The 22,037-nt window shown below is 33.4% G+C and carries 24 protein-coding genes and 1 tRNA gene; 9 read left to right on the top strand and 16 right to left on the bottom strand.

Going from position 1 to position 22,037, the window contains the following annotated elements; all coding sequences use genetic code 11:
* Window positions 1–3: 3 nt before the first annotated feature.
* Window positions 4–702, bottom strand: a complete 699-nt coding sequence (locus tag ACFX5F_RS06815) for a thioredoxin domain-containing protein (protein ID WP_379851166.1) — start codon at window positions 700–702, stop codon at window positions 4–6.
* 80 nt (window positions 703–782) lie between these two features.
* Window positions 783–1,862 carry a DNA replication/repair protein RecF gene (gene recF / locus ACFX5F_RS06810; RefSeq protein WP_379851164.1) on the bottom strand — a complete coding sequence of 360 codons (1,080 nt, stop codon included), beginning with the start codon at window positions 1,860–1,862 and terminating at the stop codon, window positions 783–785.
* A gap of 231 nt (window positions 1,863–2,093) precedes the next feature.
* On the opposite strand from recF, the gene ACFX5F_RS06805 reads away from it, so the two are divergent.
* The gene (locus ACFX5F_RS06805; RefSeq protein WP_379851162.1) at window positions 2,094–2,867 is read left to right on the top strand and encodes a tetratricopeptide repeat protein; all 774 of its coding nucleotides are present in this window, start codon (window positions 2,094–2,096) and stop codon (window positions 2,865–2,867) included.
* 81 nt (window positions 2,868–2,948) lie between these two features.
* Complete coding sequence (gene ribH / locus ACFX5F_RS06800) at window positions 2,949–3,524, top strand: 6,7-dimethyl-8-ribityllumazine synthase (RefSeq protein WP_073210121.1); 576 nt, start codon at window positions 2,949–2,951, stop codon at window positions 3,522–3,524.
* A 155-nt stretch (window positions 3,525–3,679) separates the two neighbouring features.
* Here ribH and ACFX5F_RS06795 read toward each other — a convergent pair whose 3' ends face one another.
* A complete protein-coding gene (locus tag ACFX5F_RS06795; protein WP_379851160.1) occupies window positions 3,680–4,252 on the bottom strand; it encodes a YciE/YciF ferroxidase family protein in 573 nt (190 codons plus the stop codon).
* A 253-nt stretch (window positions 4,253–4,505) separates the two neighbouring features.
* On the opposite strand from ACFX5F_RS06795, the gene mutL reads away from it, so the two are divergent.
* From mutL to ACFX5F_RS06775, 4 genes are all read left to right on the top strand, one after another.
* On the top strand, window positions 4,506–6,347 hold the full coding sequence (gene mutL, locus ACFX5F_RS06790; RefSeq protein WP_379851158.1) for a DNA mismatch repair endonuclease MutL: 1,842 nt from the start codon (window positions 4,506–4,508) through the stop codon (window positions 6,345–6,347).
* The gene (locus tag ACFX5F_RS06785) at window positions 6,344–7,090 is read left to right on the top strand and encodes a rhomboid family intramembrane serine protease (protein WP_379851156.1); all 747 of its coding nucleotides are present in this window, start codon (window positions 6,344–6,346) and stop codon (window positions 7,088–7,090) included. The genes mutL and ACFX5F_RS06785 overlap by 4 nt, the downstream gene beginning before the upstream one ends.
* A 125-nt stretch (window positions 7,091–7,215) precedes the next feature.
* Window positions 7,216–8,079, top strand: a complete 864-nt coding sequence (locus ACFX5F_RS06780; protein ID WP_379851154.1) for a rhomboid family intramembrane serine protease — start codon at window positions 7,216–7,218, stop codon at window positions 8,077–8,079.
* A 43-nt stretch (window positions 8,080–8,122) separates the two neighbouring features.
* The gene (locus ACFX5F_RS06775; RefSeq protein WP_379851152.1) at window positions 8,123–9,175 is read left to right on the top strand and encodes an endonuclease/exonuclease/phosphatase family protein; all 1,053 of its coding nucleotides are present in this window, start codon (window positions 8,123–8,125) and stop codon (window positions 9,173–9,175) included.
* A 10-nt stretch (window positions 9,176–9,185) separates the two neighbouring features.
* Here ACFX5F_RS06775 and ACFX5F_RS06770 read toward each other — a convergent pair whose 3' ends face one another.
* The 7 genes from ACFX5F_RS06770 to ACFX5F_RS06740 all read right to left on the bottom strand — a co-directional run bounded on the left by ACFX5F_RS06770 (window position 9,186) and on the right by ACFX5F_RS06740 (window position 14,971).
* The gene (locus tag ACFX5F_RS06770) at window positions 9,186–9,812 is read right to left on the bottom strand and encodes a WbqC family protein (protein WP_379851150.1); all 627 of its coding nucleotides are present in this window, start codon (window positions 9,810–9,812) and stop codon (window positions 9,186–9,188) included.
* Window positions 9,813–9,832: 20 nt separating this feature from the next.
* Complete coding sequence (locus ACFX5F_RS06765; RefSeq protein WP_379851148.1) at window positions 9,833–10,213, bottom strand: four helix bundle protein; 381 nt, start codon at window positions 10,211–10,213, stop codon at window positions 9,833–9,835.
* A 123-nt stretch (window positions 10,214–10,336) separates the two neighbouring features.
* On the bottom strand, window positions 10,337–11,905 hold the full coding sequence (gene lepB / locus ACFX5F_RS06760; protein ID WP_379851146.1) for a signal peptidase I: 1,569 nt from the start codon (window positions 11,903–11,905) through the stop codon (window positions 10,337–10,339).
* Window positions 11,906–11,974: 69 nt separating this feature from the next.
* A complete protein-coding gene (gene dapB / locus ACFX5F_RS06755; RefSeq protein ID WP_379851144.1) occupies window positions 11,975–12,679 on the bottom strand; it encodes a 4-hydroxy-tetrahydrodipicolinate reductase in 705 nt (234 codons plus the stop codon).
* A gap of 60 nt (window positions 12,680–12,739) precedes the next feature.
* Complete coding sequence (locus ACFX5F_RS06750) at window positions 12,740–13,300, bottom strand: DUF5683 domain-containing protein (RefSeq protein WP_379851142.1); 561 nt, start codon at window positions 13,298–13,300, stop codon at window positions 12,740–12,742.
* On the bottom strand, window positions 13,300–14,199 hold the full coding sequence (locus ACFX5F_RS06745; RefSeq protein WP_379851140.1) for a ParB/RepB/Spo0J family partition protein: 900 nt from the start codon (window positions 14,197–14,199) through the stop codon (window positions 13,300–13,302). The genes ACFX5F_RS06750 and ACFX5F_RS06745 overlap by 1 nt, the downstream gene beginning before the upstream one ends.
* A 4-nt stretch (window positions 14,200–14,203) precedes the next feature.
* A complete protein-coding gene (locus ACFX5F_RS06740) occupies window positions 14,204–14,971 on the bottom strand; it encodes a ParA family protein (protein WP_379851138.1) in 768 nt (255 codons plus the stop codon).
* Between the two features lie 422 nt (window positions 14,972–15,393).
* Between ACFX5F_RS06740 and ACFX5F_RS06735 the strand changes: the two genes are divergently transcribed.
* Window positions 15,394–15,468: transfer RNA gene (locus tag ACFX5F_RS06735), tRNA-Pro, on the top strand.
* A gap of 132 nt (window positions 15,469–15,600) precedes the next feature.
* Window positions 15,601–16,548 carry a thioredoxin-disulfide reductase gene (trxB, locus tag ACFX5F_RS06730; protein WP_379851136.1) on the top strand — a complete coding sequence of 316 codons (948 nt, stop codon included), beginning with the start codon at window positions 15,601–15,603 and terminating at the stop codon, window positions 16,546–16,548.
* 175 nt (window positions 16,549–16,723) lie between these two features.
* On the opposite strand, the gene ACFX5F_RS06725 is transcribed toward trxB, so the two are convergent.
* The 5 genes from ACFX5F_RS06725 to ACFX5F_RS06705 form a co-directional block, all read right to left on the bottom strand.
* Complete coding sequence (locus ACFX5F_RS06725) at window positions 16,724–17,557, bottom strand: GIN domain-containing protein (protein ID WP_379851134.1); 834 nt, start codon at window positions 17,555–17,557, stop codon at window positions 16,724–16,726.
* An 87-nt stretch (window positions 17,558–17,644) separates the two neighbouring features.
* Window positions 17,645–18,385, bottom strand: coding sequence for a head GIN domain-containing protein (locus ACFX5F_RS06720; protein ID WP_073210144.1), 741 nt, complete (start codon window positions 18,383–18,385; stop codon window positions 17,645–17,647).
* Window positions 18,386–18,387: 2 nt separating this feature from the next.
* Window positions 18,388–20,112 carry a PspC domain-containing protein gene (locus ACFX5F_RS06715; RefSeq protein ID WP_379851132.1) on the bottom strand — a complete coding sequence of 575 codons (1,725 nt, stop codon included), beginning with the start codon at window positions 20,110–20,112 and terminating at the stop codon, window positions 18,388–18,390.
* A 5-nt stretch (window positions 20,113–20,117) separates the two neighbouring features.
* Window positions 20,118–20,447, bottom strand: coding sequence for a PadR family transcriptional regulator (locus ACFX5F_RS06710; protein ID WP_073210148.1), 330 nt, complete (start codon window positions 20,445–20,447; stop codon window positions 20,118–20,120).
* A 73-nt stretch (window positions 20,448–20,520) separates the two neighbouring features.
* Entirely contained in the window at window positions 20,521–20,976 is a 456-nt protein-coding gene (locus ACFX5F_RS06705; protein ID WP_379851130.1) for a DUF4870 domain-containing protein, read from the bottom strand.
* A 232-nt stretch (window positions 20,977–21,208) separates the two neighbouring features.
* Here ACFX5F_RS06705 and ACFX5F_RS06700 point away from each other — a divergent pair, with 232 nt between their 5' ends.
* The gene (locus ACFX5F_RS06700) at window positions 21,209–21,661 is read left to right on the top strand and encodes a DUF4442 domain-containing protein (RefSeq protein WP_379851128.1); all 453 of its coding nucleotides are present in this window, start codon (window positions 21,209–21,211) and stop codon (window positions 21,659–21,661) included.
* Window positions 21,662–21,732: 71 nt separating this feature from the next.
* Here the strand turns inward: ACFX5F_RS06700 and ACFX5F_RS06695 are convergent, their stop codons facing one another.
* Window positions 21,733–22,014: a hypothetical protein gene (locus ACFX5F_RS06695; protein ID WP_379851126.1), complete on the bottom strand. Its 282-nt coding sequence runs from the start codon at window positions 22,012–22,014 to the stop codon at window positions 21,733–21,735.
* Window positions 22,015–22,037: the final 23 nt, after the last annotated feature.

Genomic DNA, 22,037 nt, shown 5'->3' with positions numbered 1-22,037 from the left:
ATATTATTGTAATTGTTTTTTTAAATCTTCTTCACTAATAAAACCGGAATGTTTCCATTTTACTTCTTTATTTTCATATAATAATAAAGTAGGGAGTTCGCTGATTTTCATTTCAGAAATTAAAGTTTTATTTTCATCAGCATTCAATCTCACAATTCTTACTTTATCGGCTAGCTCTTTTTGCATTTGTAAAATATACGGAGTCATTTTTTTGCATGGAGCACACCATTCTGCATAGAAATTAATCAGTACTTTTTTGTCGGTATTTAATAGTTCACTGTATTCCTCGCTGCACATTCCTATGATTTTGTCAGTTGGTTTAGACAATCCGGCCGCATCCCATTTTAGCATTCCACCTTGTAATTCGTAAATAGTGGTAAAGCCTAATTCTTCTAATTTTGCTGCAGCTTGTTTGCTTCTTCCTCCGCTTTTGCAATACACAAAAACAGGTTTTGTTTTATCGTATGCTGCTGCTTTGGTAACGAAATCAGTACCATTCCAATTTACATTAGCGGCATTGTCGATATGTCCCGAGATAAATTCTTCAGGAGTTCGAACATCCAGAATTTGTGCGTTTGGGGTTGCTGCAATTTTTTCAGCAAAAGCTGCAGGCTCAATAGTTTTTGTTTTTTTTGAAGTTTGTCCATTACAGGATAAAACAGCAAATGATATGAGTAGGAGGAATATAAGGCGGTACTTCATGGTAACTAAGATTTGAAATTTGTGTAGGCTAAAGTAGGTAATTTTTCAACTTTCGAATTATATAAACTATTAAATAAAAGTTATAAATTAAAAATTTTATAGCTCTGATGCGTCGATTTTACAATAGCTTCTGTGCGTTCAGGATGTGTATCTGAAATAAACAACTGTCCAAAAGTGTCACTATTAACCATTTCAACTATTTTAGCCACTCTGCTTTCGTCTAATTTATCGAATATATCATCAAAAAGGAGAATAGGTTTTACGCCACTTTGTTTTTTTAAAAATTCAAATTGAGCTAGTTTCAAGGCAATCAAAAATGATTTTTGTTGTCCCTGGGAGCCAAATTTCTTGATAGGATGATTGTCTATTTCAAATGACAAATCATCTTTATGGGTCCCTACGCTTGTGTAATGTATAGCCCTGTCTTTATTGATATTTTCTTGTAAAAGTGTCAATAAATTATTTTCGAATAAATGGCTTTCGTAGATCAATTGCACCGTTTCCTGAGAACCGGTTATCGCTTGATGATGCACATTAAAAATAGGGATAAACTGATCGATAAATTCTTTCCTTTTTTCGAAAATATATTTTCCAAAATTATTAAGCTGCTCATTATATATAGAAAGGGTGTCATTTTCAAAAACATGGTTCAGCGCGAAATATTTCAATAAAGCATTGCGCTGACTCATTACTTTTTGGTATTGAATGAGTTGTTGCAGATAGTGGGAATCCAATTGCGAAATTACGCTGTCCATAAACTTTCGTCTCGTTTCGCTACCTTCAACGATCAAATCCGTGTCGGCAGGTGAAATAATGACCAAAGGAATGAAACCAATATGATCCGAAAATTTATCGTAGGCTTTCCCATTACGCTTTAATATTTTTTTCTGTCCCTTTTTTAGACTGCAAAGAATTTGTTCGTTTCTTCCGTTTTTTTCGAATTCTGCATCAATCACAAAAAATTCTTCACCATGTTTAATATTCTGGACGGCTAATGGATTGAAATAGCTTTTACCGTAAGATAAATGGTAGATTGCATCAAGCACATTCGTCTTTCCTATTCCGTTTTTGCCTACAAAACAATTTATTTTGGTGTCAAATTCGAAATTTGCTTCCGAAAAATTCTTATAATTGAATAATGAAATCTTTTTTAAATACATGGGAAGGCTTGCTGGTATTGAGAACTTTGATGTTTTTTAACAAGTGTTTCAAAGCGGGTGCAAATTATTGAAAAATATCGATAAAAATGGCTTTTAGATTTTTTCTCTGCTAATTATTTTGCCTTTGGAAAGAAAGAACCACTTGTAATATTTTTTTTGAATATAAAAGCATATTTTTTGTGTCGGTTTGAATAAAAATTTTATTTTTGCGATTCACTAAATTAAAAATAAATGGCTACTTACAGTAAAAGAGGATATAAAGCACCAAAAGAAAAAGAAGTAAAAGACACAGTTGAAGAGGTACAAGTTGATGAAAAAGACAGTGCAACTGCAGGTGTTTTTTCTAAATTAGATGAAACAGCGTCAAAAACGGAAGACTGGGTAGCCAGAAATCAAAAAATCATTATTGGATTAGTTGCCGGTGTTGCTATATTTACTGTTGGTTATTTAGCGTATCAAAAATTTATTGCTACGCCGAAACAAGACGAAGCTGCTAACGAAATGTTTGTTGCACAACAAAATTTCCAAAAAGCTACAGACGGAGTTGCCAGTGATTCATTATATAAGTTGTCTTTAAATGGTTCTGAAGGTAAATTTGGGTTTATCAAAATTGCAGATGAATATTCTGGAACTGATGCTGGAAATCTAGCAAATTATTATGCAGGGATGGCTTATTTAAATACTGGAAAATATGCGGAAGCGATTGATTTTTTGAGTAAATTTAACTCAGAAGATATTGTATTGAATGCTATGGCAAAAGGTGCAATAGGAGATGCGTATTCACAACAAAAAAAACCAAAAGAAGCTTTAGAGAATTATGTAAAAGCTGCTGAGGCAAATAAAAATGATTTTACAACTCCACGTTTCTTGTTGAAAGCTGGTAAGACAGCTTTAGCTTTAGGAAATAAAGAAGAGGCAATAAAATATTTCACAGATATTAAAGATAATTATGATGCAAGCCCAGAGGCTGCTTCAATCGATGTCTTAATAGGATTAGCACAATAAAAAGTGTTTAGTTATCAGTAGCAGTAGGCAGTTTATTCTGCTAACTGAATACTGAACACTGAGTACTGAAAACTAAAAAATATGGCTACCGTAAATAAAAACTTATCCGAGTACGATAAAAATTCAATCCCAAACGCGAAAAATTTTCGCTTTGGGATTGTTGTTTCAGAATGGAATGATTCTATAACTGAAGGACTTTATAAAGGTGCTATAGAAGCCCTTTTGGAAAACCAAGTGCCGGCCCAGCATATTATTCGCTGGAATGTTCCTGGAAGTTTCGAACTTATATATGGATCAAAGAAAATGTTACAAACGCAGAATGTTGATGCCGTTATTGCTATTGGATGTGTGATTCAAGGGCAAACGAAACATTTTGATTTTGTATGCGAAGGGGTGACTCAAGGAATAAAAGACTTGAATGTTCAAACAGATATTCCTGTTATTTTTTGTGTTTTGACTGATAATACCATGCAACAATCTATTGATAGAAGTGGGGGAATTCATGGTAATAAAGGTACTGAAGCGGCTATTGCAGCCATAAAAATGGCCTATATTCGCCAACAAGCTTCGTTGTCACATCAAATCGACAATCAACATTTATTGTCTTCGGGAGCTATTCAAATAGAAGAAGGGACGCCTTTAGAGTTAAAGGAATAAAAAATAATATTTTTTCATTATCTTAAATTATAAAGAAAACCTACTTGATTTGAGTAGGTTTTCTTCATTGAACTATTAAAGAATTTTTTAATAGTTTCTCGGTATACAAAAATGTATTACGATGATTATAAATGATAATGATTTAGCCAAAGGAATTATTCATGTGCATGAGCTGCTTCAAGATTAATATCAGACAGAGCAATTTCTGTTAATGATACATCAGCTTTTTTCTCTTCTTCGAGAGTTTTCGCCAATAAAGTTGAAGCTTTATTTTCTACCAGTGTTACTGCATAAGCATGTAATGTACCATAGGTAGCAATTTCATAGTGTTCTACTTTTTGTGCTGCGGCAATAATTGCTGCATCGCGTACAACTCCTATTTGTGTTTCTTCCATAATACCATCGGCTTCTTTCAGTAATCCTTCCATAGCATCACATTTTTTACCAACTGCTTTTAGGCCTAAAGATTCAAATATTTTTTCTAAACGATTAACATGTTCCTCTGTTTCTTTTAAATGGTGTTCGAAGGCATGTATCAGTTTTGACGAAGTAGCATTTTTTGCCATTTTTGGTAAGGCTTTCGTCAACGCATGCTCTGCCCAAAAGATGTCTTTTAATCCATCTTCAAAAAAATCTCTCAAACCTTGTGCTGCATCTGGTTTTGCTTTTACAGCTCCTTTTTTGGATTCCACTTTTGCATTTTCTTGTTTTTCATTGGTCGTTTTCATAATTGTTGTTTTTAATGGTTAACTTCTTTGATATAACAAATTTAAGTTTTAAACCTGTAAAAGGATTATAGAATTTCGTTAAAAAATTTCAAAATTAACACTTTATATCGTTGTTTATCAACCACTTGAATGGTTTAGTAAATCCTCGCTATTTTAGTCTGTGATTAATAATAAAACCCAACAGAAATTCATTAAATTTGTAGCTCTTGGTTTTAAAAACTTTAAACCTTAAACTTTAAACCTAAATTTTTTAATGTCGAGTATCATTCAATTACTTCCTGATCATGTTGCCAACCAAATTGCTGCTGGAGAAGTCGTTCAAAGACCCGCTTCTGTGGTCAAAGAATTGCTCGAAAATGCTGTAGATGCAAGAGCAACGGATATAAAATTAATTATTAAAGATGCAGGAAAGGCATTGGTTCAGGTTATTGACAATGGTTTAGGCATGTCTGTCACAGATGCACGTTTGTGTTTTGAGCGGCATGCCACTTCCAAAATTCGTCAGGCCGAAGATTTATTTTCTTTGCATACCAAAGGTTTTCGTGGCGAAGCATTAGCCTCAATTGCGGCTATTGCACACATGGAAATGAAAACCAAACAGGATCAAGAGGAGTTAGGGACGCATATAGTCATTGAAGGCAGTAAGTTTGTATCACAAGAGGTAGCGGTTTTGCCAAAAGGGACTTCATTTGCGGTCAAAAATTTATTTTTTAATATTCCTGCACGTCGTAATTTTCTAAAGTCGGATACGGTGGAATATCGTCATGTTATTGATGAGTTTCAACGCGTGGCTTTGGCCCACCCAAAAATACATTTTACCTTTTATCACAACGGTAGCGAAATGTTCAATTTGCCTCCTTCCACTTTAAGACAAAGGATTGTCAATGTTTTTTCTGGTAAAACCAATGAGAAATTAGTGCCCGTTCAGGAAGAAACGGAAATAGTCAGTATTCAAGGTTTTGTCAGCAAACCTGAATTTGCCAAAAAGAATCGTGGGGAACAATTTTTCTTTGTTAACGATCGGTTTATTAAAAGCGGTTATTTGCATCATGCTGTTATGGCTGCTTATGACGGAATTTTGAAAGATGGCACACAACCGAGTTATTTTTTATATTTATCAGTACCTCCCAATACAATTGATATCAATATTCATCCCACAAAAACGGAGATTAAGTTTGATGACGAGCATGCGTTATATGCTATTTTAAGAGCTTCGATAAAACATAGTTTGGGTCAGTTTAATGTAGCGCCAGTTTTGGATTTTGAACGGGATTCAAATTTAGATACACCTTATCATTACAAAGACTTAGAGGGCGCAACACCAACCATTCAAGTAGACGGTAATTTCAATCCGTTTTCTGACGATAAACCCAACAAGCATTATTCCAATTATAAAAAGCCGGAACCAACAGCAAACTGGGAAAGTTTATATGTAGGTTTAAAACAAGATACGGACGAAATTGGTAGTATCACTTTCGAAAATGATGAAGTCACCTCTTCTTTATTCAATGATGAAGAAGTGGATCATGCGGTACATAAAACCTATCAAATTCATAAAAAATATATTGTTTCTTCTATAAAATCTGGGATGGTAATTGTAGATCAACAAAGGGCGCATCAGCGTGTTTTGTACGAACAATTTCTTGTAAATATGACCGTTTTGCAGGCGTCGAGCCAACAGTTATTGTTTCCTTTGAACTTGTTTTTTTCATCAAGCGAAATGGAGCTCATTGGGGAGTTACAATTATCACTGATGAATACTGGTTTTGTTTTTGAAGAAACAAATAAAGACCACATCGTCATTTCAGGAATTCCTGTGAATGTTACAGAGAGTGAAGTGTCAATTGTTTTGGAACAATTATTAAGTGATTTACAAGATGGAATTCCAGAAAGCAGTTTCAGTCAAAATGACACGATTGCTAAGTCAATGGCTAAAAGTTTAGCCGTTAAAACAGGAACCCATCTTACAGAAAAAGAACAGGAAAATTTGGTAAACGGGCTTTTTGCCTGCAAGGACCCCAATGTTTCACCATTTTATAAACCCACTTTCATCACAATGCGTGTGGAAGATTTAGACAAAAAATTTGCAGTATGAGAAACGTAACGGAAACGGTTAAGCAATTAATCATTATTAATATTTTATTCTATGTTGGAACATTGGCTTTGGGGGATGTGACCTATAAGTTTCTAGCGTTGTATTTTCCTGAAAATTCCAGTTTTCAATATTGGCAACCGCTTACTCATATGTTCATGCATGGAGGATTGATGCATATATTTTTCAATATGTTTGCCTTATACTCGTTTGGTTCTGCCTTGGAACAAATGTGGGGTAGTAAAAAATTCTTGTTTTTTTATATATCTTGCGGTTTAGGTGCTGCACTGTTGCATACAGGAGTAAATTACTATTATTTTCAGGATAGTTTGAATACGCTGTTAGCAAATGGATTTCAAAAAACTCAGATCTTGCAAATTTTGAACGAAGGTAAAATCGATACGAGATGGCAGGAAATCTTATCAGTTTCTGACTTGCAAAATTTCACAAGTGCTTATCTAGGAACTGCAGTTGGTGCTTCCGGAGCTATTTATGGAGTGATAGTTGCTTTTGCTTTTATGTTTCCAAATGCCGAATTGGCATTGATGTTTATTCCGATTCCGATAAAAGCAAAGTTTTTTGTGCCAGGTTTAGTTTTAGTGGATCTTTATTTAGGAATTTCCGGCAAATCAATTTTCGGAGGTGGAGGAATAGCTCATTTTGCACACGTTGGTGGTGCTTTATTTGGTTTTATCATAATGTGGTATTGGAAGAGAAATCAGTTCAATCAAAATCGTTGGAATTAATTGAGATATCACCGTGTTGGAGATAACAAAGTTTGCGAATTTTAGATAGTCCGATGAGGGATAATAAATTGAAAATAGAATTTTATATATTTACGAAACAGAATTCTTAACCGAAAAAATAGACAATGAGTATTATTGATGACTTGAAATTACAGTATAAATTAGGTGGAATTGCCCAAAGGTTAATTTATTGGAACGTATCCTGTTTTCTGATTTCATTAATTTTTTTCTATCAATTTAAGTTAGGAGCGTTTGATTTTCCTTCTTGGATTGCTCTTTCTTCAGAGCCTTCTAATTTTATTTTTAAACCTTGGACTTTCCTAACGTATTCTTTTTTTCATGATGGTTTTTGGCATTTGTTTTTCAATATGATGGTCCTTAATTTTTCAAGCTCTTTGTTTTTGACTTTTTTTACTCCTAAACAATTTTTGGGACTTTATATATTGAGTGGTATATTTGCAGGGATCGCTTTTGTTGCGGGGTATTATTTTTTAAATTTAAGTGCTTCGATTGTAGGCGCTTCTGCCGCAATTATGGCTGTTTTGGTTGCTGCGACCACTTATCATCCTCTAATGAATGTTCGATTGTTACTTATTGGTAACGTAAAACTATGGCATATCACCTTTGTAATTGTTTTACTGGATCTAATGCAATTTAGACTGGAAAATACTGGCGGCCATATTTCTCACCTTTCAGGAGCATTATTTGGTTTTATTTTTATTAAATTGCTTGAAAATGGAATTGATTTAAGTAAAATAATATCACGTGTTTTAGATTTTTTTGCAAATATTTTTACCAAATCTCCTTCCACACCATTCAAAAAGGTACATAAAAATTACAGCAGGCCTGTTGAAAAAAGTGTTTCCAGAATCATAAAAAAAGACAAAGCACAACAACAAATTGACGAAATTTTAGATAAAATTAGTCAGTCTGGTTATGATAGTTTGACAAAAGAAGAGAAAGAATTTTTATTCAAAGCAGGGAAGTAAGTTGGTAGTTTTCAGTTGCAGTATGAAGAAAAAAATAAAATAAATGAAAAACCTCTCGTGGTTCAATAAAGTAATGTTTTTTTTGAATATAGTTCTAATTGTATTAACATTTATAGCTTATGTTTTACCATTTTTAGCACCTAAAACTTTTCCGTTTTTAGCTGTTTTAACCCTATTTATGCCATTCTTTTTTATAATGAATGGGCTTTTCTTTGTTTATTGGTTCTTACAATTTAAAAAGAGAATGATTTTGTCTGGTTTGGTACTTCTGATCGGAATCACTTTTATAAATAAATTTTATAAATTTTCTTCGAATGATTTGCCTGTAGCGGAAAATGATTTTACAGTAATGAGTTATAATGTTCACCTTTTCAATGTATTCAAATGGATTGATAGGGACGATGTTCCTACTGAGATTTTAGCTTTTGTAAATGAGAAAAACCCGGATATTTTATGCATACAGGAATATTCCTCTTCGGCTAATATAGATTTTAAAGTCTATCCACATCGATATATTTTTACGGATGGTAATAATGTAAAAACAGGACAGGCTATTTTTTCTAAATTTCCCATTATTGACCAAGGAAGTATAGTTTTTGCGAACACCACTAATGATATCATTTTTGCTGATATTAAAAAAGGAAAAGATATAATTAGGGTATATAATATGCATTTGCAGTCCTTAAAAATATCTCCTGATGTTAATGAAATCAATGAAAATATTGAGGTAATTAATCAGGATAAATCCCAAATGATGTTCAAAAGAATTAGTGTTGCTTTCAAAGAGCAACAGGAACAAGCAGAGAAGTTCATGGAACATAAGAATAAGTGTCAGTATCCTATAATAATCTGTGGAGACATGAATAACAGTGCTTTTTCCTATGTTTACAGGAGCATAAAAGGGAAACTGCAAGATAGCTTTGAAGAAGCTGGTAAAGGATTTGGAGTTACCTATAAATTTAAATATTATCCTGCAAGAATTGATTATATTTTTGCAGATGACAGAATGAAAATTAAAAAATTCGAAAGTTTTCCTGACTTTATAAATTCAGATCATTTTCCTGTTATGGCCAGAATGTCATTTGAAGGAGAATGATTTCGGAACCCTATTTTATAATCAGTTCTTGTTTCTTTAAATAACCTAAAGCATATTTTCCTTCATTAAATAACAAATCAAGAACGCTAAGATTATTGATAAAACCGTATTTATCGTCAAAGACCTGAGTATAACTTTCAAATGAAGAAGAATCTTTTTTTCCGTTTACTAAAGCTCTAAAATCTTCATATTCATTCGGATCGACTTCATGAAAGTATTCGGTTGTCGTGGTATATTCCAATTTCATTCGTAAACATTTAGATACAATTTCTAAAGTTTCCAAATTTAAATCCAATAAGAAATTGTATTTTTTTTCGAAAATTGGACGAAGGTCATCTTCAAAAAATTCAAAGAAGGGCGAACTTCGGTAAGCCGCTTCCAGTGATTTGAAATGCTGTTTTTGCCAATCAAAATCAGTTTCTATTTGAATGTCTTTTGTTTTTTGGTGACTTTCTTTAGAATGCTTCACTGGAATATTCAAAAGCTGAATCCCGTTGGGACTATAGATATATGTTCTGTTGCGATTGGTTTGTTTCTGAAAATTATCCTCTATCTCAAACAATGTGTTTTCTGATTGCGCAAGAGCAGCAAAATGACTTATCGAAGGGAAATAGGTAGGATGGAGTAGAATGTCCATTTGGTTATTCGTTAATTTGGTTATTTGTTTTTTTCCGTTGATTTGTCTATTTGATAATTTCGAAGACCATTTAATTTGTTTGTTACACTTTCAATATCTTGCCTTAATTTTAAATAATCATCTTCAATAATAATATTTAACTCAAAAGATAATATCAACTGATTTAAGACTTCAATGGCTGAACTAAAAGCCATTGTTGTGAAGTGCGCCTTGTCTTTATATGAATTTCTTGCAGAACCTTCGGCAATATTTGAACATATGGAAACTGATGCTCTTCTTAATTGTGAAATTAATCCAAATTTCTCTGAATCAGGAAAAGTTGAAGTCAATATATAAATTGATTTAGCAAACTCTTTTGCTTCATTCCAAACCTCTAGTTTCTCAAATGAATAAGTGTACATTTTATTTGGTGATTTGTTAAGTAAATTACTAAGTTATTTGAAACATAAATTCCATATTTATCTAATGACTAAGATATTGTTTCAGTCTATGCGATCAAATAACCAAATTAACGAATAACCGAATTAATCTTTCTTCTCTTTTCTTTTTTTCCAAAAATATTCTCCAACAAAGAAAGCAACTAAACCAAGTAGAAATAATTTAAAATACGATTGTGGTTGTCCTTCCCCGCTAACAGTTGTAAAAACTCTATCCCAACGGATTTTGTTTAGACCTTTTCCATTAGTGTCCCAACTCATCCAGATAAATATAGGTTTCCCTACAATATGATCCTCGGGTACATAGCCCCAATAACGGCTATCCTCTGAGTTGTGACGGTTGTCTCCCATCATCCAGTAATAATTTTGTTTGAAGGTGTAACTCTTAACAAGTGCTCCGTTCAGTCTTATTTCATTGCCTATAACTTTTAGATCATTTTTTTCAACGTTATCATTCTTTTCATATTCAGTGATAATCCTTTTATAAAACGGCAAAGTCTCTGTTGTTAAAGCAACAGTTTTTCCTTTTTGTGGAATATAAATTGGACCAAAATTATCACGATTCCATTTGTTGATATGAGGGAATATTCCAGTTTCAACTCCTTTAGCGATTTGTCTTGTAACAGATACTATTCCGGGAACATTTTTTAATCGTTCGGCTCCAGCTGCAGTAAGTGCTTTTAAGAATAAAGTATCTCTTAGTTCGCTTTTAAAACCAGCTTCGTCTGTTATGTTTAAATCTTTTATTAAATATTCAAAATCGATAGGTGTTTTTCCATCTAAAGCTACCGCATACGAATATTGAGGTTTAGCTCGTTCCGGCATAACCAATATTTTGCCATCGATATAAACAATTCCATCTTTTATAGATAAGCTATCGCCAGGAACTCCAACACATCTTTTTACATAATTGGATTTTTTATCTACAGGTTTCAATACATGTCTTTTTGAAGTATCAAAAAACTTATAAACAGTATCTACAGGCCAGTTGAAAACGACTATATCTGTTCTGTCAATAGTTTGAAAACCAGGTAATCTCAAGTAAGGTAATTGAGGCCAGTTTAAATACGATTTTCTTTTAGTCAAAGGAATTGAATCATGTACCATTGGCAAAGCCACGGTTGTCATAGGAACTCTGGCTCCATAATTCATTTTGCTCACAAATAAAAAGTCACCAATTAACAAAGATTTCTCCAGTGAAGAGGTGGGGATCGTGTAAGGTTGTATAAAATAGGTGTGCACTAAAGTAGCTACGATGACAGCAAAAAGCAATGAGCTAATTGTGTCGGCTGTTTTGTTCTCAGGTTGCAAACTTCGGTCAGCTATGTAATCTAGTTTTTGGGTATAATTGATGTAATAGATATAGAACCCAAAAGTTATTATTCCTAAAAAAGTATCTAAACTAGATTTTTTTCCAAAACTTCTTAAGGTTTCAATCCAAATAACAGGAAACATAATCAGGTTTACAATTGGAATGAACAGCAATACGGTCCACCAGGTCGGACGACCAATAATCTTCATTAAAACAATTGCATTATATACTGGAATGGCTGCTTCCCAACGTTTTCTGCCGGCACTTTCATATAATTTCCATGTCCCCAAAAAGTGAACTATTTGTACAAGCAGGAAAAATACAAACCATTGATATAGTGTCATAATATGTTTATTTGGTTAATCGTTTATTTGTTTATTCGAAATTTAGAAAGTTTTATGATTTTTAAAAATCTAACTATCTAAATCTAATACGTCTTTCATTGTAAAAACACCGTGTTTGCCTACAATCCATTCGGCTGCAATTACAGCACCTAGTGCAAAACCTTCACGATTGTGCGCTGTATGTTTGATTTCTATTGCATCCACTGCCGAATTATAAGTTACAGTATGCGTTCCGGGAACTGTACCAATTCTTTTGGTTTCGATATGAATCTGATTTGCTTCCGGCTTTTCAAGAGTCCAATTAGTGTAGGAACTATTCTCGATAACTCCTTTTGCTAAGGAAATGGCTGTTCCACTTGGTGCGTCCAGTTTTTGAGTATGATGGATTTCTTCCATATCAATACTATAGCTATCGAATTTTGACATTATTTTAGCTAAATATTCATTGAGTTCAAAGAAAATATTTACGCCTAAACTAAAATTCGAGCTGGAGATAAACCCTCCGTTTTTTTCTTTGCACAACGCCAACATTTCATCGTAATGTTCTAACCAGCCAGTTGTCCCTGAAATTACCGGAACATTTGCATGGAAACAATTTGAAATGTTGCTCACAGCAGCAGTTGGAACGCTAAAATCGATGGCAACATCTGCTTCTGAAAGTCCATCATAAGTGTTGAATTCATCTTTTTTCAAAACAATTTCATGACCTCTTTCCAATGCAATCCTTTCAATTACCTGACCCATTTTTCCGTATCCTAAAAGTGCAATTTTCATTTGTGTGTTATTTGTGATTAAAAAAATCAGAAAGTAAATAAATCTTGGTTTTTTTACTTTCTAAAAATTGTAATTAAGTGTTAGACCAACATTAGTCTTAAATGTTACATCGTTGGGATAAATAATAGGTCGTACTGACAGGTTCTCATCTACATTAAATTGTAGTAGAGCAGCATCAACATTTGCGTCAATGATATTTAATGCATAGAAGGCTAAAGTTACTAAAGCCGATAAATCACGATTTCGTTGATAAAATTTCTGACCGGCAATCAATCTCGTATTGTCCAGATACGTATAATTATCATCCGTATATCCTTCTAACCTTCGTTTATAGGCATCTCTATATTGATGGTATTTTTTATTATTGTCAATATAAAAATAAAGACTGGTTCCAATGGCTCCATAAACAAGTGGTATTTTCCAATATTTTTTGTTGTATGCTTGCCCCAATCCAGGCAAAACAGCCGAATAAAATGCAGCTTTGGCCGGTGTCAAAGGATCTATGTTATTCGATTTCAAAGTGTCTTTTGCGACCAACACCGCTTCTGTTTCCGTTTGTGCAAAAACAGTAGTATTTCCTACTATAAAAAGGAATAAAGCGATGAAAATGATTTTATACACTACTCGTTTATTAGTTTAATGATTCGATTGAAGTCTTCTTCGGAATGGAATGGAATAGTGATTTTTCCTTTACCGTTTCCAGCTACTTTTACATCGACTTTGGTACCAAAGTAATTCGCAAAAGTGCTTTTGTGTGAATCAGCAATTTCAAACGATGCTGCTTTAGCTTTACCGGCAGGTTTAGGTTTTAAACTTTCTTGATAATTTTTAACTAATGACTCCGTATCACGAACTGAGAGATTCTGACTTACGATTTTTTGATAAATATCCGTTTGAATATCTTGGTCTTCAATATTAATTATCGCACGACCATGGCCCATGCTGATAAAACCATCCCGAATTCCGGTTTGGATGATCGGATCTAATTTTAAAAGTCTCAAATAATTAGCAATTGTAGATCGTTTTTTACCCACACGTTCACTCATTTGTTCTTGAGTCAATTGAATTTCGTCAATCAATCGTTGGTATGAAAGTGCAATTTCTATCGGATCTAAATCATGACGTTGAATATTTTCAACTAATGCCATAACCAATGATTCGTTATCATTTGCAATACGAATATAAGCAGGAACTGTTTTCAATCCCACAAGAGTAGACGCACGAAGACGACGTTCTCCGGAAATTAACTGGTATTTATTAAAGTCTAATTTTCGAACTGTAATAGGCTGAATAACGCCTAATTCCTTGATAGAAGTTGCTAATTCTCTCAATGATTCTTCATTGAAATTACTTCTCGGTTGAAACGGATTTATTTCTATAGCATCTATTTCAAGCTCAATAATATTTCCTACAACTTTATCGGCATTTTTATCATTAACGGATTTTATATCGTTCTCCGGATCTTTCAATAACGCAGATAATCCTCTTCCTAAGGCTTGTTTTTTTATTGCTTTTGCCATAAAACTATTTACTGTTTTTCTTTATAACTTCTTGAGCCAAATGCAGGTAATTTGTAGCTCCCTTACTTGTTGCATCGTAGTTTATAATGCTTTCGCCAAAACTAGGTGCTTCGCTCAATTTTACATTTCTTTGAATAATTGTATCAAAAACCATATCGTTAAAGTGTTTTTGAACCTCTTCTACCACTTGATTTGATAATCGCAATCTAGAGTCGAACATCGTTAATAATAAACCTTCGATATCTAAATCGGCATTATGGATTTTTTGGATACTTTTTATTGTATTCAATAACTTCCCTAAACCTTCCAAAGCAAAATATTCACATTGAATTGGGATGATTACAGAGTCGGCGGCAGTCAACGCGTTTAACGTTAACAATCCAAGTGATGGTGCGCAATCTATTATAATAAAATCATAGTCATCTTTAACGCTTTCCAATGCTTTTTTTAGCATATATTCCCTGTTTTCTTTGTCGACTAATTCGATTTCAATGGCAACAAGATCAATATGAGATGGGATAATGTCTACATTTGGAGCAGAACATTTTATGATGGCCTCTTTCGGGGTATGACTGTGTTCTAAAATTTGATAAGTTCCTATCTCAACGTTTTCTACATCAATACCTAAGCCAGAGCTTGCATTTGCTTGAGGATCTGCATCTATTAGTAAAACTCTTTTTTCTAAAACACCTAATGAAGCAGCAAGATTTACAGACGTTGTAGTCTTTCCAACTCCACCTTTTTGATTAGCAATCGCAATGATTTTGCCCATTTATTTTTCTAAATTTTGAACCGTAAAAATACAATTATTTATGGTTTCTAAAAATCTATTTTGTTAACATTTGTTAAAGCTTGATTCCTTGCTATTTGGCCTATTCGCATTTTTTTAATTGAGGTCGTTTTTTGGAGCTATTCCAGCTGTTCGTTTCAATCCCGATACTTCGGGGCTTGAGCTTCACCCTTTTTTCTATTGCCATAAAAGGAGCTTCCTTTGGTCGCTCTTTTCTGTCAGGGAAAAATTAGCTTTTAGCTCTGCGAAGCTTTCCTCTGCCACATTTGGGCAAGGTGACTTGTGGCTGGATAATGCTATGGAAAAACAAATTTATTTTAGATTTTCACATCAAATAAATTTAGTCCTTATTTCTGAAATAGTTTTGGATAAGCCAAAAATAGTACTATATTTGCACCCGCTTTCGGGGTGTAGCGTAGCTCGGTTATCGCGCCTGCTTTGGGAGCAGGAGGCCGCAGGTTCGAATCCTGCCACCCCGACTAAAAATCCTTTCTGTCTCAACAGAAGGGATTTTTTTTATTGTAGAATAACAAAAACTGATTATTCAGGTTCTATAATACAGTAATTATGGCTTATTTTTGTGCTGTTAAAAAATTATAATATACCTTACTATGTCTGATACAATCGAAAAAATTAAATGTCTTATTATAGGTTCTGGGCCAGCAGGTTATACTGCTGCTATTTATGCAGCCAGAGCTAATATGAATCCAGTATTATATCAAGGAATCCAACCAGGAGGCCAATTAACTACAACTAACGAAGTAGAAAATTTCCCAGGATATGTCGATGGTGTAACCGGACCGGAGATGATGGTTCAACTGCAAGCACAAGCGCAACGCTTTGGTACTGACGTACGTGACGGTTGGGCTACTAAAGTTGATTTCTCAGGAGATATTCATAAAGTATGGATCAATGGCACTAAAGAATTGCATTGTGAAACGGTAATTATTTCTACTGGTGCTTCTGCTAAATATTTAGGTTTGCCATCAGAACAACATTATTTAAAAATGGGCGGTGGCGTTTCTGCCTGTGCGGTTTGTGATGGATTTTTCTATAGAAACCAAGAAGTTGTAATAGTTGGAGCAGGGGATTCCGCTTGTGAGGAAGCACATTATTTGTCAAAACTTTGTAAAAAAGTAACGATGTTAGTGCGTAGCGAAAAATTCAGGGCTTCAAAAATTATGGAAGAGCGCGTTCGCAAAACAGAGAACATAACCATATTAATGAATCATGATACCGTTGAAGTTTTAGGAGATGAACAAGTAGTTACAGGTGTAAAAGCATTAAATAAAACAACGGGTGAAACTTTCGATATAGAAGCAACTGGTTTCTTTGTAGCCATTGGACACAAACCAAATACAGATATTTTTACAGAGTTCATCACTTTAGATGAAACAGGTTATATAATTAATACACCAGGAACTTCAAAAACGAACGTAGGTGGTGTTTTTGTTGCCGGTGATGCCGCAGATCACGTATATCGTCAAGCGATAACTGCTGCCGGAACAGGCTGTATGGCTGCGCTGGATGCAGAAAGATATTTAGCCTCTAAAGAATAAATGGACGTTAAGTTTATTTGTAAATAATAGTTCATTCGAAGATTTTTCAATCTTGTTTTAAATTCAAACCCCCATCAGCACAATGCTGATGGGGGTTTCGTTTATACTTATTTTAGAGTAATTATTTGACTCCAGTTTGTCTCCCCTCCTTCGGAGGGGTTGGGGGGAGGATCTTTTATTTTATTTTTTTGAATAGTTTTGCTTCTTCGCTAAATTGTCGCATTTCTATTTTTGGAGATCCCAAAAGATGTATTTCTGATTTATCGGCTGCATCAATAATGACGTTTGCCTCTACAAACAGGCTGCAGTTTGTATAACTTTCCGTAATTATTTCGGCATCTTTTACAATTAGTTTATTTCCGGTTAAAGTCGAATTATTATCTAATCGAATTATTGCTTTTGTTGCGTTACCTTCTAGGGTTAAATTAGATTTTTGATACAAATCAACTTTTAAATCAAAAGTGGTGAGCAAAGATTTCAATGTTGCATTTTTACTTAATTGTATAGTCGTGTTCTCTGATCTTAGATTGAGTTCTGTTTTCGATTTATCATCTGCTTCTAAAATGAATTTTTTAGTATTGACGTTCAAAAAAAGCTTGGCATAATCGAAGGTTTTAAAAGTGATTTCTTCCAACTGAATTTCTTCTATTGCATTTATAGTTGCCTCATTTTTTGAAGTCACAAGAGTCAAATCACTGTTATAGGTTACCCTTACAATTAGTTTTTTATAATTTACGGCTTCTTTTGTAGTGTAAATGCGAAGTGTGTTGTCTCTTAAATCAAAAGAAATAATATCATGAAGATTATCGTCAGCTTCAATTTTTATACTATTTTTTTCTCCGCGCTCTAAGTTTACTTCAACGTTATCTTCTACTTCTAACGCTTGGAAATTTCCAACATCCTTATTTTCAATAGTTACAATTCTCGAACCTTTTAATTTATCTTTTTTCTGTGCCAAAGTTAGAGTCGTAGACAAAACGAGTAGGAATATAGCGATGTGGTTTTTCATTTTCATTTTTGATTAGTGTTTTACAAATATAAAAAAATCATCCACTTTTGATGAATGATTTAGTTTGTTTTTGTCGAAAAGAAACGCTTATGTTTTACTGATGCTGCTTCCTGAACTTTCTTCTGTACTGATTTTTTTTGGAACAATATCATAATTGATATCAGATCCACTTGACGCTTTTGCATTCAAACTTATTAAGGGATGAACGGTAATAGAACTTCCGCTGGATGAGTTGGCAGTTATATCATTTGCCAGTAAACCTTTTGCATCAATTTCGCTTCCGCTGGAAGATGTTGTTTCCAGTTTTAATGCTTTTCCACTAACTGTAATTGTACTACCGCTACTTGTTTCGCATATTACGGAGTCGGCTTCTAAATTTACACTTATAGAACCTGCGCTCGAAGCTTCCAAGCTAATGTTTTCACCTTTAAGTGTACTAGTACTTTTAATCGTTGCACTACTGGAGGCTTCTAGTTTATCGATAAGAGGCATTTTAACGGTTACTTTTTTTGATTTAATATTGATAAAAGAATTATAGTCACAGGCGATTATAAGTACACCATTTTCAACTTTAGTGGTGATTTCTTTTTGCAAATTGTCATCAGCTACAACAGTGATTTCCGTTTTGTCAGATTGTTCAATGACAAGATCTATGGCATTGCTGACTTCTACACTTTTGAAATCTCCCATTACAATTCTCTTTTCAGTTGTAACATGACCATTTCCTCTTATTGATTTCATATTTGCTGAAAAGTTACAGGAGGCAAATAGTAAGGCTGTTAGGGTTACAATAATAAATTTAGTGATCATTGTGATGATTTTTATCATGGCTATTTGGTTTTAATGATAATACCGTCTTTGTTTATTTTTAATTCTTTAAAATCTTTTTTCGAATTGCTGATCGTATCTCCTTTTACAGTAACACCATCTTCATTAATTATAACTGATGTTTGTGTGCTATCATTTTCTGTATCGACATCATCAAATTCATTTTCATCGGCAGGACAATTCAAACATTTTACTTTTGAGCCTAGTACTTTGTATACATAGTTGTCAGAACTGTAATGTAGATTAAAGAATGAATCATCAGACCTGTCATAATCTTGAACAGAAGAATCTGGTTTCAATAGCGTACCTTCCGGTAAATATAAGAAAATTTCCACTTCCTGATCACGAAATTTATTGCTTACTTCAGTCAATAAATAATTATCTAGAATTAAATGATTGCCTTCAATTTTAATTGCATATTTTATTTTTTCGGCTCTTAGTTTAGCAGCTTGGAATGATTTTCCTCTTGCCATTTTCTCAATCTGAATGAATGGTAATTTCTCATCAGTATGTAAAATTTGCAATCTTACATTATTTGAATAAATTAATTCAATGTTTGCCGAGTCTTGTACAAACTTGAAGGTTTCCCTGTCATTAATGTCCTTAGTGTAATAATCATTGTATCTGAATTTTATAGATAAGGTATCATTTGGCATCAAATTAATAGTTTCTTTTTTTACTGTTTTTCCTTCAAATGCCACTTCAGATGCTTGTTTGATTCCAATTGAAATTAGAATGGCTATGGCAATTATCCAAAGTGCCAATAACGTGTATTTTGCAATGTTTCCTATAGACTTGATAGTTGGAGACAGTAATTTAAAACCTAAAAGAGTCAAGAAAAAGAACGGAATTCCAACAGCAAAGAACATCAATAGTCCAAAAGACCAGATTGGATAATCAGTAAAATTCCCCGCTTCAATAAAACCTCTCCATGGCACATCAATAAAGTCTGAAGAACCTAAAGTAAAAACAGCTATAAGTAATGAAAATAAAGTTGCAATTCCTGCAATAATCAAAATTACTCCAAGGAATTTTGCGAAAATTTTGAAAACGTTCATTATAAAATCACCTAAAGAACTTCCTATTTTATTGGCACCCGTTTTAATTTGATTGCCATATTTGTCGTAATCTGCATTTTTTATTTTATCAGAAACATTTTCAAACTCTTCTCTTACTTTTTTTTCGATGTTTGAAATGGTAACCGGCTCGCCTCTCATTTCCAGTTTTTCAGCAGTTGTTATTGCTTCTGGCATTACAATCCACAGAATAATATACGCTAAAACACCAGATCCAAATACAAAAACCATTAACAAAAGAAAAATACGAAGCCAAACTTTGTCTATTCCAAAATAATGTCCCAATCCTGCAAGAACACCACCAATCATTCCGTTTTCAGTATCTCGGTAAAGCTTTTTGATTCTTTTGGAGTCAGCATTATAGGTTTGTGAAGTGTGGTTGTCTTCTTCGATTATATAATCTTCAGGTTGGCCCATCACAGCAATAACTTCATCTACATCTTTCAAACTAATTACATGTTTGTCGCTTTTTTGTTTTTCGGTTAATAATTCCGAAACACGCATTTCAATATCCTTGATGATTTCTTCTTGTCCTGATGATTTAGAAAGAGAACGTTTTATAGCGTCAAAATAACGCGTCATTTTTAGGTATGCATCTTCATCAATATGAAAGAACATTCCGCCTAAGTTAATATTTACAGTCTTGTTCATGGCTATTATTTTTGGTTTGTGATTAGGTTTACAGCATCAGACAATTCAGTCCAAGTGCCATTAAGTTCGTTTAAAAATGTTTGTCCTATTTCGGTTAGACCATAGTATTTTCTAGGTGGCCCCGAGGTTGATTCTTCCCAACGGTAGTTTAATAATCCGTCATTTTTTAATCGGGTAAGCAGCGGATAAATCGTTCCCTCCACGACTAATAATTTTGCGTTTTTCAAAGTGTCTAATATTTCCGATGTGTATGCATCTTTTTCTTTCAATACGGATAGGATGCAAAACTCGAGAACACCTTTACGCATCTGGGCTTTTGTGTTTTCAATGTTCATAATTCGTTTTTTTTGATTTTTTGTTGATTAAACTATTCATTTTTTGATTGATGATTGATTGCTTCTGTCTGGTTTATTTTATAAAAGGGATGGTTAACGGATATTGGTATTTTTCTCCATTTGATGTTTTGATAGCAGCATAAATAATTAAGAAAAATTCAGCGACTTTCAAGAGACAAAAAATAAGAACGGCAACTAGGCCAACTGTAATTATTCCGATGTTATTTTCGAAATTGAAATCCGTAAAAACAAAATCGTGATGATTCATCAGTGAATTAAAAGATATGTTACTAAAAACAGTGAAAATAAAAATTGGCGCTGCAATCATAATTAAGGTCAAAGAATATAATAACAAACTCAATTGAAAATTAAGTACTTGTTTACCATGGAAATCTACAAACTCAGATTCGTCCTTTTTTGAAGTCCAAATCAATATTGGAAAAATATAGTTTCCAAAAGGAATGAAATATTGAGTCAGTGCGCTTAAATGTGTAAATGTTGCGATGTTCTTTACCGTGGTTGTTTCCATTTTTTTTTTTTGTTTTTTGATTGCTTTGCCAGTTCGCCTTTAAGGCTCGTGTGATGATTGAAAATCCAAGTGTCTTAAATATTTAGGTCACCTAGTAATTTCTTATACAAATATATGTCTAAAAGAAAGTATCTTGTATCGCATAGTACCAAATATTAACAAAATATTAACAAGAATATTTTATATGTACGCATAGTATTTTTTTTGTACATTAGCAAAAAAACCACTGCAAATGAAACTTACAGCTTCTAAACTCAATAAATTTTTATTATTCAAATTACCGGCGGCATTTATATGCGGAGTGAGAGTAAAGCAAATAGACGAAAATAAATGTGTAGTGTCAGTAAAGCACCGGTGGATTAACCAAAATCCGTTTAATTCAATGTATTTTGCAGTGCAAGCAATGGCTGCCGAGTTGTCAACGGGCGCTTTAGTAATGTTTCAAATTCAAAAAAGCGGTAGAAAAATCTCTATGTTGGTGGCTAATAATAAAGGAAATTTCACTAAAAAAGCAACGGGAAGAATCGCTTTTACTTGTAATGATGGACATTTAATCGAAGAAGCAATACGAAATACAATTGCCACGGGAGAGGGGCAAACCTTCTGGATGAAATCTATTGGAACCGATGAAAAAGGAATCCAAGTATCCGAAATGGATTTTGAATGGAGTGTAAGAGTTAAGTAAAAATTGGGCTTAACCTCATATCGATAATAAAAAACGCCTCTAAATTTAGAGGCGTTTCATTTATAAGTAAGTTATGCTTTTTTAGCATAGCATTTTTTTCCTTCGGCTTTAGCCATAGTGGCATCACATTTTTTGCCTTCTGTTTGCGCCATTTTTGCATTGCATTTTTTTCCTTCAGCTTTGCATTTGGCTTGACATTTTTCCATTTCTGCAACAGTCATTGCTTTCACATTAGAATCTTTAGCACAGCATGATTCGTTTTTAGCTTTTTCTTTTACGTCGGGCTTAACTTCTTGTGCAGTCGCGGTGATTGTAAACAAAGCCATAGCTAAAAGGATACCTATTTTTTTCATTTTTATTAAAGTTAAAATTATGT

Source organism: Flavobacterium zhoui, assembly GCF_042787235.1.
GTDB classification, from domain to species: domain Bacteria; phylum Bacteroidota; class Bacteroidia; order Flavobacteriales; family Flavobacteriaceae; genus Flavobacterium; species Flavobacterium zhoui.
This window is presented reverse-complemented; position numbering and strand designations above follow the sequence as displayed.